The following is a 12,206-nucleotide window of genomic DNA, read 5'->3' on the forward strand; positions in this document are numbered from 1 at the left end:
AGGGAGGTTTTGATGCGCGTGCGCATGGCTGCCCGTTTGGTACGTGGGCTGTTGGTCGCGGTATCGGCGACAGGCTTGGCGCTGTCCGCCCAGGCCCAGGATCAAGGCAAAGAGAAGAAGATCAAGATCGGCGTCGTTTTCGATCTGACCGGGCCTCTCGCCGGCGGTGGCTCTGAACTCGGCTATATCGGCGCAAAGATCATTCTCGACCATTTCGCCAAGACCGGCGTCGAGGGTTACAAGATCGAAGCGGTCTATGCCGATGCGCAAAGCAAGCCCGACATCGCGATCAACGAATCCGTCCGCCTGCTCGAGCAGGAAAAGGTCGACATGGTGCTCGGCTTCTTCTCCTCGGCGCAATGTGTGCCGGTCGCGGCCCGCGTCGAGCAGCTCAAGAAGTTCATGTGGATGACGACTTGCATCTCGTCGGCCGTGTTCAACGAGAAGGGTTACAAATACGTCTTCCGCCCGCAGGCGAGCGGCGACCAGTTCGGCATGATGACCATGGATTTCATCGCGCAGAATGCCAAGGCGAAGTTCGACAAGGAGCCGAAGGATCTGCGCGTCGCCATCATTCACGAAGACGGCGCCTATGGCGTCGACGTGTCCAGGGGCAACGAGGCCGGCGCGAAGAAGGCGGGATTCAACGTCGTGATGAAGGAGGGTTATTCAGCCACCGCGCCTGACCTCTCCGCGCTGGTGACCAAGCTGAAGCGCGCCAAGCCTGATGTCATTTTCCACACTGGCTACAACCCTGATATCACGCTGTTGCTGCGTCAGGCGCGCGAGCAGGGGCTGAAGTTCGGCGCGCTGATGGGGCACGGCGCGGGTTACGGCGTCTATGAAAAACTGAAGGAAGGCATGGGAGCCGATGCCACCTACATCTTCAACACAGACCCGATCTCGATCTGGCTTGCCAACCAGAAGACCATGGATCCCAAGCTCCCGCCTGTGATCAAGATGGTTGGCGAGGAATTCGACAAGATCCGGCCCGGCGTCGCGATCCGCTCGGCGCATGTCGGCATCGGTGCGTCCAACACCTATGTGTTCATGAATGACGTGCTGCCGCGCGCGATCAAGAAGTATGGCGGGGTCGATCCGGATGCGCTGCGCAAGGCTGCCCTCGATACTGATATTCCCGAAGGGGGCACCATGCTCGGCTTCGGCGTGAAGTTTTACGGCGAGGGCACGCCGATGGCCGGGCAGAACGAGCGCTCGTTCCCGGTCGTGATCCAGTACATCGACGACAAGTCCTCCGTGGTGTGGCCCAAGAGTCAGGCGCAGCGCGAGGCTGTGCTGCCGCTGCCGAAGGGCACCACCTACAGCAATCAGTAGCGCAAATGCGCGCAGAGAGGAGAGCGGGACGGTGCTGGAAGTCAGCGGGCTGGTGAAGCGGTTTGGTGGCTTCACCGCCGTCAACAATGTGTCGTTCAAAGTCGATCAGGGCGAGATCCTCGGCCTGATCGGCCCCAACGGCTCGGGCAAGAGCACGATCTTCAATATGCTCTCGGGTACACTGGCGCCGACGTCCGGTTCGATCCTGTTCGACGGCTCCGAGATCGCGGGCCTTCCGCCGCACCGGATCATCAACAGCGGCATCGGCCGCACCTTCCAGATCCCGCGACCATTCCGCCGCCTGACGATCTTCGAGAACGTCGCGCTCGCCGGATTCTATGGCCAGGGCCGCCACAGCCGTGCCAGGGCCGAGGAGGCGGCCGAGCGCTCGCTGGCGATGGTCGGCTTGCCGACCGATCGCCATGCCAGCGTCGACGGCCTCGGCGCAGCCGGCCTGAAAAAGCTCGAACTGGCGAAAGCACTCGCCACCGCGCCCAAACTTCTGCTGGCCGATGAGAGCCTCGGCGGCCTCGACGAGGCCGAGATGGGGCAGGCGGCTAACATGCTCCGCAACATCCGCGACGAGCTCGGCATTACCATCATCTGGGTCGAGCACATCATGGGCGTGCTGATGCGCGTCGTCGATCGCGTCATGGTGCTCGATCACGGCGAGAAGATCTCGGAAGGTTTGCCGAGTGCCGTTGCCGGCGATCCCCGTGTCATCGAGGTCTATCTCGGCACCGATGCCGAGACCACGCAGGCTGCGGCCGCCGCAGCGCGCCGCCGCGCGGGGGTGCAGTGATGTTGGAGCTCCGCGGCGTCAATGCCGGCTATGGTACCTTCCAGGCACTGTTCGACGTCGATCTCGACGTGAGGGCGGGTGAGGCCGTCGGCGTCATCGGTCCCAACGGGGCCGGCAAGACCACCCTGATGCGCGTCATCTCCGGCCTGATCCGCCCCTCGCGTGGGGCGATCAGAATGGAAGCCGTCGACGTCGTGGCCACGCCGCCGCACAAGATCGTCAGCCTCGGGATCGCGCATGTGCCGGAGAACCGGCGGCTGTTTCCGCAGCTCTCGGTCGACGACAATCTCAAGATGGGCGCCTTCATGCAGGAGGCGCGCGGCCACTATGCCGAGCGGCTGGACGTGGTGTTCGAGCTGTTTCCGCGCCTGAAGGAGCGCCGCCACCAGATGGCGGGCACCATGTCCGGCGGCGAGCAGCAGATGTGCGCGATCGGCCGCGCGCTGATGTCGAATCCAAAGCTGCTGCTGCTCGACGAGCCGTCGGCGGGGCTCGCGCCGGTCGTGGTGCAGCAGGTGTTCGAGCTGGTGAAGCGGATCCGCGCCAGCGGGCTGACCGTGCTGATCGTCGAGCAGAATGTGCAGCAGGTGCTGAAAGTGGTCGATCGCGCCTATCTGATCGAGGCGGGTACGATCAGGTCCTCAGGCACCTCGGCCGAGATGCTGGCGAGCGACACGGTCAAGGAAGCGTATCTCGGGGTGTGAGGTTCATGCAGGCATGCAAGCATTTCTGGACATTTTCGACATCTACCTGCTGGAGGCCGTGATCAACGGCATCCTGCTCGGCGGCGTGCTGGCGTTGCTCGCGCTCGGGCTCAATTTGATCTTCGGCGTCATCGACGTGACCTGGATCTGCTACGCAGAGCTGGTGATGATCGGCATGTACGCCATGTACTTCCTGGTGCAGTATTACGGCATCAGCTATTTCGTCGCCGCGCCGCTCACCATCCTGCTGGTCGCGGTGCTCGGCGCGGCGCTGCATTACCTCGTGATCGCGCCGCTGCTCACGGCGCCGCCAATCAACCAGTTGCTGGCGACCGGCGGGGTGCTGTTCGTGCTGCAGAGCTTTGCCACGGTCGCCTTCGGCATCGACTTCCGTAACCTCGGCATCCGCCTGCCGGTGCTCGCCTTCGGCGACATGAATTTCAGCTACGCGCGACTGCTGTCCTTCCTGGCCGCGCTGGTCGGCATGGTCGCGGTCTATCTGTTCATGACGCGGACCTTCACAGGGACCGCGATCCGGGCGATCTCGCAGGACCGGCAGATCATGGCGCTGATGGGCGTCGACACGAAGCGGATCTATCTCATTACCTCTGCGATCGGCGGGGGGCTGGCCGGGCTCGCAGCATGCCTGCTGGTTCTGCAATATGACGTGCATCCCTTCGTCGGCCTGTCGTTCGGCCCGATCACCTTCCTGATCTGCGTGCTCGGGGGCCTCGGCAATTTCATCGGCGGCTTCATCGCCGCCTTCGTGTTCGCCGAGATCATCTCGCTCGGCGGCCTGTTCTCCGATCTCGAATGGGGCTATGTGCTTGCCTTCGCGTTCTTCATCGTCATGATGTTCATCCGGCCCGCGGGCCTGCTCGCGAGGCGCCGATGATGGGGCGGGGACGGCTTGCAGCCTGGGGGATCGGATTGGCGGCGCTGGTCGCGCTGCCTTTCGTCTATCGCGATCCCTATCATCTGCACATCCTGGTGCTGATCCTGATCTGGTCGTTCGCCTATACGTCCTGGTCGATGATGGGGCGGTTCGGCCTCGTCTCGCTCGGCCACGGCGGTTTCATGGGAATCGGCGCGTATGTCACCGCGCTACTCTGGAATCACCTGGGCTGGTCGCCCTGGATCGGCATCCCCATCGGCATGGTCGCGGCCGGCGCGCTGGCGCTGATCGTCGGCTATCCCTGTTTCCGCTTCCGCATCACCGGGCACTATTTCGTGCTGGTGACGCTCGCGCTCTCCGGCATCGTGCTCCAGGTCATTACGGCGACGCGCGACTACACCGGCGGCTCGCTCGGCTACACGCCGAACCGGGCCGCGGGCAACAAGCTCTGGTCGCTGCAATTCGACGACAAGATCACCTGGTACCTGATCGCGCTCGGGGTCTGGCTTTTCGGCATCGTGGTCTGGCACTGGGTCGACCGCAGCATGGCCCGCTATGCGCTGGAGGCGATCTCGGAGGACGAGGACGCCGCGGCCGCCGCCGGCGTCGACGTCACCGCGGAGAAGCTGAAGATCACGCTGCTCAGCGCGCTGATGACGGCATTGGCCGGCGCGCTCTACTGCCAGTACCAGATGTTCATCACGCCTGATACCGTCAGCGGCATCGCGGTGTCGCTCCAGATGGTGTTCGCGGCCATCGTCGGCGGCCTGTTCGTCTCGCTCGGCCCGACCTTCGGCGCTATCATCACGATTATGCTGGCCGAGACCCTGCGCATCGGCTTCGGCACCAAGGCGGTCGGCTGGGACAATCTCGTCTACGGCGTGTTGCTCGTGCTTTTCATCATATTCCTTCCCAAGGGTATCCTTGGTAGCTTGCTCGACCGATTGAAGCCGCAACGCAAGGTGTCCCGCGCTCATGAGCAAGAAGTCGTCCAAATCGCTCGCCCAGGAACTTGACCGCTACATCACGCCGTTCCGCTACGATGGTTCGGGCAAGTTTCATCTCAAGGATCACAAGACCAACGAGAAGGGCGACCTCGACAAGGAGAAGGCCCAGGAGATTCTCGATGCCAACATGAAGCGGCTGATCGCGTTTCAGGAGAAGCTCTACGCCCAGGACCGCTGGTCGGTACTGATCGTGTTCCAGGCGATGGACGCCGGCGGCAAGGATTCCGCGATCAAGGCGATCTTCGAGGGGATCAATCCGCAGGGCTGCGAGGTCAGTGCCTTCAAGGCGCCGAGCAGCAAGGAGCTCGATCACGATTTCCTCTGGCGCCACGTGGTCGCGCTGCCGGAGCGCGGGCATATCGGCATCTTCAACCGCTCCCATTACGAGGAATGCCTGGTGACGCGCGTGCATCCGGAGGTCCTCGCCAAGGAGAAGCTGCCGTCAATGCTCGTCACCAAGAACATCTGGAAGGAGCGGTTCGAGGACATCTGTGCGTGGGAGCGCTATCTCGCGCGCAACGGCACCGTGGTGCTGAAGTTCTTCCTCAACCTGTCCAAAGACGAGCAGCGCGAGCGCTTCCTCGACCGGCTGGAGGATCCGTCCAAGCAGTGGAAGTTCTCCATGGACGACATTAAGGAGCGCGCGCTGTGGCCGCGTTACCAGGCGGTCTATCAGGACATCGTCCGGCACACGGCAACGCCTCATGCGCCGTGGTATGTCGTGCCGGCCGACCACAAATGGTTCGCGCGCGTCGTGATCGGGTCGGCCATCGTCGCGGCGCTCGAAAAGCTCGATCTGCGCTTCCCTCGCGCCGACAAGGCCTCGGCGGGTGAATTCGACGAGGTGCGCAAGGCGCTGGAGAAGGAGGAGAAGGCGGGCAAGAAACAAAAACGCGAAAACAACCCCATGCACAGTAGCCGGGGATAACGAAATCAATGACTTGAAGGTCAGCGCGAGCGCTTGCGGATTTAACGAAATCGTTTGACTCGTCGGGCAAAACAGGGGCATGATGTGATCATCCCCAAATTCCTCAGTACTCGCGTCCACCGGTAGCAGAAGCGTTCTACATTGGCGGGAAGGGCGGCCTCGCAATTCGCCCACTTCTCGCATTTCGCTGCAAGCGAATCCGTCGCAGTCAGATGGAACGCGCCCTCAAATGTGATTTGCGCGCCGTTGATCTTGCTTGACAGTTCTTCGTCACGGGAGGACCATCTCAATGGTCGCAAACAAGCGACGCGCAACGTCCACATCAAGAGCAAGGGGAGGTCTATGACACCACCTCCGCAGATCCAGCCGCGTTAAGTGCGATGGAGCTCGTTCGGACTATCGCATAGCGGCAGAAAACCGCGAACGGCACGCCGGGCCAAGGTTTAGAGGGCTGCATCAGTGTGGCATAGCCCCTACCTGCCCGGCGCTGTATTGTGCATCACATCGATTGCACACCGATCCACGTCGGAGGGCCGTGACGCGGCCGCCGTGCTTTTGACATCGTGCTTCTCTCTTCCTCCTCCTCACGGCCGTCATTCCGGGCCGACTCCCGGAATGACGGAGGGCTGTCGCATATCAGGGCTGTCGCATATGACGTCTCAGCGGCGCCTGAGCGAGCGCCTCGTCCTTCGAGACGCCGCGTTCTGCGGCTCCTCAGGATGAGGCTCAGCTGCATCCATCTGCGTTGAAATGTTGCCGCATATTCATCCCTCATCCTGAGGGCTCGCCGCAGGCGGGCGTCTCGAAGAATGGCCGCGGTTGAGCTTCCAGCCGCGTGCCTGCATTCCGATCGCTGCACGTCCTGCCTTGAGACCGCGGTTCCCGTTTACTGCACCGCGGCAAATGCCAAGAGAATGTCGCCTCATTGGCCAACTTCCGACACAGCGCCCGGGCGAATAGCGTCGATCCGACATGATGCATGTGCTTCGGCGGTGACGGGCCCGACGTCGCCGTCGCATTCATTTTCCCAGGGATCCCTCGTGTCGCATAAGCTTGCCTCCGCGCTTCTCGCCGCGCTCTTGATCGCGATCTCATCTCTCTCCTGCGCCCGCGCCGCGCCGCCGACGAGTAGCGCTGCCGCGTTGTCGCCCGATGAGGCCAAGCGCGCGCTGGAAACGCTGCAGGACGACAAGAAGCGCGCGCAGATGATCGACACGCTGCGCGCGATCGCCAATGCGTCCGGTGCACAGCAGCCCGCGCCCGAGCCAAAATCGCCGATCCCGCTCGCGGCCGACGGCCTCGGTGCGCAGCTCATGCTCACCGTGTCCGAGGAAATCGGCGAGATTTCGCGAGACGTCGCCGATATGGCCAGGACGCTCACGCACTTCCCGGCGTTCTATTACTGGATCGTGCGGACCGCGAACGATCCCGCGGCCTACAATCTCCTGATCGAGATCGCCTGGAAGCTTGCGCTGGTGTTCGGCTGCGCCTTCTGCGCCGAATGGGTGATCTTCCGTCTGATCCGCCGCCCCGTCGTGTTCCTGGAAGGGCGCATGCCGCAAACGGCGCGTCTGCCGGTGCAGGTGTTGCCCATTGCCGATCCGCCGTCATCCGTGGCCGATGTCACCCCGGCGCCCGAACTGCACATGCGCCGCCACAGCCTGGCGCGGGCCTGGCAAATCATGCTGCGGCTGCCGCTCGTGCTGGGACGCTTCCTGCTCGAGCTGCTACCCGTGTTGGTCTTTGTCGGCGTCGCCACGGCGCTGCTCGGCACCGAGATCGGCGGGCCCACCACCGTCCGTCTCGTGATCCTCGCCGTCGTCAACGCCTATGCGTTCTCGCGCGGGCTCTTCTGTGTGGTCCGTGTGCTGGCGGGACCGTTCGGCTTGTTTCCGGTCAAGGCCGAAACCGCCGCCTATATCGAGATCTGGGCGCGCCGTATCGTCGGTGTCGGCGTCTCCGGCATCGCCTTTGCGAATGTGGCGCTGCTGCTCGGCCTGCATCGCGGCGGCTACGCCGCGCTCCTGCGCATGGTGATGCTGGTCGTGCATCTCTTCATCGTCGTCATCATCCTGCAATGCCGCCGCCAGGTCGCCGAAGCGATCCGCGCGCCGGCCGACCGGCAGGGGATCGCGGCGCGACTGCGCAACCGCATCGCGGGCGGCTGGCACTATCTCGCCATCGCGCTCGACCTTGCGCTGTGGGCCGTGTGGGCGCTGAACATTCGCAACGGCTATTCGTTGCTGCTGCAATATTTCGTCGGCACCATCGCGGTGGCGCTGATCACGCGTGTCGCCATCATGCTGACGCTGGGCCTGATCGACCGCGGCTTCCGCATCAAGCCCGAGATCCTCCAGCGCTTTCCGGGCCTCGAGATCCGCGCCAACCGCTACCTGCCGCTGCTGCGCAAGATCGTATCCGGCGTGATCGCCTTCATCGGCCTGGTGGCCGTGCTCGAAGTCTGGGGCGTCGACGCCATCGTATGGTTTTATGGGGGCCAGATCGGCAGCCGGCTGATCTCGGCGGTGGTGACGATCGGACTTGCCGTGTTCATCGCAGCTGCGATCTGGGAAGCCAGCAACGCGCTGCTGGACCGCCAGATCAATACGCTGTCGCGCGATGGGCACTATGCCCGGGCCGCGCGGCTGCGGACCTTTCAGCCGATGCTGCGCACGGCCTTGCTGTGCGTGATCGCCACTGTCGTCGGGCTCACGGCGCTCAGCGAGATCGGCGTCAACGTCGCGCCGCTGCTGGCGGGCGCCGGCATCGTCGGCATCGCCATCGGCTTCGGCTCGCAGAAGCTGGTGCAGGATCTCATCACCGGCCTGTTCCTGCTGCTGGAGAACACCGTCCAGGTCGGCGACAGCGTCAGCGTGTCCGGGCTATCGGGCGTGGTCGAGAACGTCTCGATCCGCACGATCAGGCTTCGTGCCGGCGACGGTGCCGTGCACATCGTGCCGTTCAGCGCGGTCACGACTATCACCAATGCCAGCCGCGGCGCCGGCAATGCGTCCGTCAGCGTCAACGTCGCCTACAAGGAGGATACCGACCGCGCCGGCCAGATCCTCAAGGACATCGTCGACGAGATGCGCCGCGAGGTGGAATTCCGCAGTCTGATCCGCGGCGATCTCGAGCTCTGGGGCATCGACAAGGTCGACGGCGCCATGGTGTCGATCGTCGGCCAGATCCGCTGCACCGAGGCCGGCCGCTGGCCGGTGCAGCGCGAATTCAACCGCCGCATGAAGCAGCGTTTCCAGCACAACGGCATCGAGGTCGCATCCGCCACCCAGACCATCCTGATGCACATCGCGCCGCCGGCTGATGGCGCCGCTCATCTGACGCCAAGGCGAGCGGTCGGCTAGAGAGTCTGTCCATAAACGTCGGCTTGCCAATCGAAAGCGGAAGTGTCCGACCTTACGTGTGATCGGCGGCTCGTGATCCAAACCGGAAGTCGGCATGCCAACGATAACTCAGAACAGAGGAGGTGGCGCCTTTTGGCCCCGCCTTGCCCTTAAGTTCGTTTGTGTCCACGCCATGAACGTACTCGCGCGTGTCCTTCAAACGTTTTTCTTGGATGTACGCGCTCCTCAAGTCGATTGTGTCTACCCCAATCGCCGATGACACCCACGGCGCGCGCCATGGGGCAGTCGGGGGGTACCCATTTGCTTGCGTGCTTCCTGCCGTCTGAATGCTTTTTTAAGTCAAAGCAATTGCAGAGATATCGATACCGACGAGGACAGATTCGGTATTTATACTTCCGTCCGGGTTTCTCCTGAACGCGCGCCGTTTGGTTGGCATCATAATCCCTTGAATGTTCTTGTACTCGGACATGTAGTGCGCGGCTGGAGCACCACCTGCCACGAGTGTGGTATAATCCAAACGAGCGATGAGCCCGTTTTCATCGACGTGGAATATCTGGTCCGGACAGTGAGTTCCAACCTTCTCGGGAAAAGTGATCTTGAGCCGCCGGCGTACCGTGCCTTGGTCGGTCGCCGGGTCTATCTCTTCCGCTTTGGCACTCTCAGTGACAAACATAAATGGAGTATTCAGATAATTCCAAAGTGCATACCCGGTAAAGTAAGCCAGATGCAGCCTATCCCACGTCGTCTGAAGAGTATGTCCTTCAAACGCATTTCTTGGATGTACGCGCTCCTCGATAAGCTTCCCGTCGATTGTCTCTAGCCGAACACGATCCGGTTCGTAGATGCTTTGCACGCCTTCTTCGGTAAAGTGCGTAAAGCAAGTTCGCTGTTCTTTCGTTTGCGCCTTCAATTGAACATTTTCGAAGACACCATCCCATCCCTTTCTAGTCCAGTGCGAACCATGCATCGAGAGGTTCACGTCGATCGCGTTGAATTTTCGCCATCGTTCAAGAGTTCCGTGAGACTCAAGCACCAGATCTAAAAGAGCAGTCATGTGTCCTCCGGTTCGCCCTATTGGAATTAGGGCCATCGCTTTCGATATCGCACTAGCTGCGGTTTCAGGCGCTTAGAATTCAGGGCGCCTGACCGTTGATCATCCATTAGTTGGGTTTCAGAAGGACTTTCCCGCCTTTTTGCGCATGCGCCATGGCCTGAGTTGCCTGCTCGAGCGAATAAACGCCGGCGACCGGAACGTGCAGTTTGCCTTCGGCGATCAGTCGCTCGGCTGTCCGCGTATGAGCCGCAAGCTTTTCGTGTGCATCTCGAAAGCGCGGAAATCCCAGCCAAAACCCTTCCAGGGTCATCTGCTTGAAAATGATGTTCAGAGGACTCATGGCCGCGGGCTTTCCGCTGACGCCGCCATAGACGACCATCTTGGTGTTCGACGCGAGGCAAGACGCTACCGAGTGCGAGGACTCGCCACCCACGCCGTCGATGCCCAGCTTGATTTTAGCCTTGCCGGTCGCCGCTGCGACCTGCTTCACAACGTCGGGTCCATCGACAAGGACGACGTCAGCTCCGGCTGACTTCAGCTCATCCACCAGCTCGGGTCTGCGCACGAGGCTTACCGAGCGCAGTCCGAACTCCTTTGCAAACGCAATGACGCTGCGTCCCACACCGGAATTGCCGGCGTTCTGGATGACCCAGTCGTCCTTGCCGAGTTCGACATACTCGGTTAGGAGCAATGCCGCTGTGAGCGGATTGATCCGAAGCATTGACATCTGTTGGGGATCGGCTTGCTCAGACAAGACGATGAGATCGGTGGCCGGCACCGTGATGGCCTGTCTCCACACGGGAAGCCCGATCGGAATGGCCACACGATCGCCAGTCCTTACATTTTTAACCGAGGCTCCTACGGCGACAACGCGGCCAATAGCTTCGTTCCCGAGCGGCGCGGGCGGCTGCGGCCTGATCGCATACATGCCACGGATCATCAGAAGTTCAGCAAGTCCGATCGCTGAGTATTCGACCGCGACCGTGGCTTCATTTGCTGCCGGCGGTGGGGGTGGATCGCTTTCGACAACTTCAACCACGTCGGTGGGTTTGCCAAACTTAGACATTTGCAGAAACTTCATTGTCCCCTCCGCGAGAGCTGTATGGCTCATTCCGCCAAGTAATCTTACGGTTCCCTGACCGCTCGACGCCAAACCATGCTAAGTTCATATAACGAACTGTCATTAACGTCAACCTGTGTATGAAAAATGAACTCAGAAAAAGCGCATTCGCCCGAGCTGGATCTTCGCTTGATGTTGGAGCTAAAAAACAACTGCTCCATCAAGCGAACGCTCGAGATTGTTGGTGAAACCTGGACCTTGTTGATCTTGCGCGAGGCCTCATGGGGGGTTCGCCGCTTCCAGGACTTTCAAACGTTTTTGGGCATACCAAGAGCGGTGCTGTCTGAGCGCCTGGAAAAACTTGTTGAGTACGGAATCTTTGAAAAAACTCCTTACAAGGAGCCGGGGGCGCGAAAGCGCTATCAATACGAACCCACCAAAGCCGGCATCAAGCTATTGCCTGTGCTGATGGCATTGAGCCAATGGGGAGATGAGCATCTCGGCAAAGGATCTGCCCGCATGATCGACAAAGCGACTCGGGAAGAAGTGTTTCTGAAGGTCGTCAGCAAAAACGGCGACCATGTCCCAGTGGAGCGGGTGCGACCAGTAGTGCGGAGGTAATCACACGTTTGTGGTCAATAATGTTGATCGGCTTGCTGAAAGTAAGAAAGAAGTTCTTGAGCGATTGAGCAGGCGGGGTCCCATCGTGCGATTTGCCGAGCCTGCGGATCATCGCTCGGACACGCGCCAATGAAGCACTAACGCCAGCTGAGCGGGCCCCACGCGATTTCCACACATGGCCCAACTCGGACCTAGGGTGAGGTGCGCCAACGCGGCCGGTATCGGAGGCAGAGTGGACCTCAGACGAAGTGCAGCGCGAGTTTATGAGTACATGTCCTAACACTACTTTGGCAGAATGTGTTTTCGCCGCTGTTTTTCAAGGATTTTCTTTCGGCAATATGGGCACTGCTGGGGCGGCGGCCGAAGGATGAGATCGACGATGGCGTGACGTACGGCGGGCATAGTCGGTTGAGGCGGAGGCCCGTTGATTCTTTTTTT

The 12,206-nt window shown here is 61.3% G+C and carries 11 protein-coding genes; 8 read left to right on the forward strand and 3 right to left on the reverse strand.

Annotated elements, in window-relative coordinates; translation table 11 throughout:
• The first annotated feature begins 12 nt into the window (after window positions 1-12).
• The 7 genes from IVB42_RS28055 to IVB42_RS28085 all read left to right on the forward strand — a co-directional run bounded on the left by IVB42_RS28055 (window position 13) and on the right by IVB42_RS28085 (window position 9,033).
• Window positions 13-1,335 (forward strand): ABC transporter substrate-binding protein, encoded by a 1,323-nt coding sequence (locus IVB42_RS28055; protein WP_247294813.1) that lies wholly within the window; start codon window positions 13-15, stop codon window positions 1,333-1,335.
• A 31-nt stretch (window positions 1,336-1,366) separates the two neighbouring features.
• Window positions 1,367-2,137 carry an ABC transporter ATP-binding protein gene (locus IVB42_RS28060; RefSeq protein ID WP_018454356.1) on the forward strand — a complete coding sequence of 257 codons (771 nt, stop codon included), beginning with the start codon at window positions 1,367-1,369 and terminating at the stop codon, window positions 2,135-2,137.
• Window positions 2,137-2,841, forward strand: a complete 705-nt coding sequence (locus IVB42_RS28065; RefSeq protein WP_018454357.1) for an ABC transporter ATP-binding protein — start codon at window positions 2,137-2,139, stop codon at window positions 2,839-2,841. Before IVB42_RS28060 ends, IVB42_RS28065 begins: the two co-directional genes overlap by 1 nt.
• Before the next feature lie 13 nt (window positions 2,842-2,854).
• The gene (locus tag IVB42_RS28070; protein WP_018454358.1) at window positions 2,855-3,736 is read left to right on the forward strand and encodes a branched-chain amino acid ABC transporter permease; all 882 of its coding nucleotides are present in this window, start codon (window positions 2,855-2,857) and stop codon (window positions 3,734-3,736) included.
• Window positions 3,733-4,752: a branched-chain amino acid ABC transporter permease gene (locus IVB42_RS28075; RefSeq protein WP_026232717.1), complete on the forward strand. Its 1,020-nt coding sequence runs from the start codon at window positions 3,733-3,735 to the stop codon at window positions 4,750-4,752. The genes IVB42_RS28070 and IVB42_RS28075 overlap by 4 nt, the downstream gene beginning before the upstream one ends.
• A complete protein-coding gene (locus tag IVB42_RS28080; protein WP_018454360.1) occupies window positions 4,712-5,671 on the forward strand; it encodes a polyphosphate kinase 2 family protein in 960 nt (319 codons plus the stop codon). The genes IVB42_RS28075 and IVB42_RS28080 overlap by 41 nt, the downstream gene beginning before the upstream one ends.
• A 1,040-nt stretch (window positions 5,672-6,711) precedes the next feature.
• On the forward strand, window positions 6,712-9,033 hold the full coding sequence (locus IVB42_RS28085) for a mechanosensitive ion channel domain-containing protein (RefSeq protein WP_018454361.1): 2,322 nt from the start codon (window positions 6,712-6,714) through the stop codon (window positions 9,031-9,033).
• Window positions 9,034-9,367: 334 nt separating this feature from the next.
• On the opposite strand, the gene IVB42_RS28090 is transcribed toward IVB42_RS28085, so the two are convergent.
• Window positions 9,368-10,087, reverse strand: coding sequence for a hypothetical protein (locus IVB42_RS28090; RefSeq protein WP_018454362.1), 720 nt, complete (start codon window positions 10,085-10,087; stop codon window positions 9,368-9,370).
• Between the two features lie 106 nt (window positions 10,088-10,193).
• Entirely contained in the window at window positions 10,194-11,168 is a 975-nt protein-coding gene (locus IVB42_RS28095; protein WP_247394840.1) for a zinc-dependent alcohol dehydrogenase family protein, read from the reverse strand.
• A 126-nt stretch (window positions 11,169-11,294) separates the two neighbouring features.
• Between IVB42_RS28095 and IVB42_RS28100 the strand changes: the two genes are divergently transcribed.
• Window positions 11,295-11,768 carry a helix-turn-helix domain-containing protein gene (locus tag IVB42_RS28100; protein ID WP_018454364.1) on the forward strand — a complete coding sequence of 158 codons (474 nt, stop codon included), beginning with the start codon at window positions 11,295-11,297 and terminating at the stop codon, window positions 11,766-11,768.
• Between the two features lie 239 nt (window positions 11,769-12,007).
• Here IVB42_RS28100 and IVB42_RS28105 read toward each other — a convergent pair.
• Window positions 12,008-12,206 (reverse strand): hypothetical protein (locus IVB42_RS28105; RefSeq protein WP_247397579.1); only part of this gene is annotated, 199 nt, incomplete at its 5' end.

The sequence above is a fragment of the Bradyrhizobium sp. 45 genome (assembly GCF_023073155.1).
Classification (GTDB): Bacteria; Pseudomonadota; Alphaproteobacteria; order Rhizobiales; family Xanthobacteraceae; genus Bradyrhizobium; species Bradyrhizobium canariense_D.

Coding starts and splice junctions, on each gene's coding strand:
- IVB42_RS28055 (WP_247294813.1), top strand. CDS start 13: ATGCGCGTGCGCATGGCTGCCCGTTTGGTACGTGGGCTGTTGGTCGCG.
- IVB42_RS28065 (WP_018454357.1), top strand. CDS start 2,137: ATGTTGGAGCTCCGCGGCGTCAATGCCGGCTATGGTACCTTCCAGGCA.
- IVB42_RS28070 (WP_018454358.1), top strand. CDS start 2,855: ATGCAAGCATTTCTGGACATTTTCGACATCTACCTGCTGGAGGCCGTG.
- IVB42_RS28075 (WP_026232717.1), top strand. CDS start 3,733: ATGATGGGGCGGGGACGGCTTGCAGCCTGGGGGATCGGATTGGCGGCG.
- IVB42_RS28080 (WP_018454360.1), top strand. CDS start 4,712: ATGAGCAAGAAGTCGTCCAAATCGCTCGCCCAGGAACTTGACCGCTAC.
- IVB42_RS28090 (WP_018454362.1), bottom strand. CDS start 10,087: ATGACTGCTCTTTTAGATCTGGTGCTTGAGTCTCACGGAACTCTTGAA.
- IVB42_RS28095 (WP_247394840.1), bottom strand. CDS start 11,168: ATGAAGTTTCTGCAAATGTCTAAGTTTGGCAAACCCACCGACGTGGTT.
- IVB42_RS28100 (WP_018454364.1), top strand. CDS start 11,295: ATGAACTCAGAAAAAGCGCATTCGCCCGAGCTGGATCTTCGCTTGATG.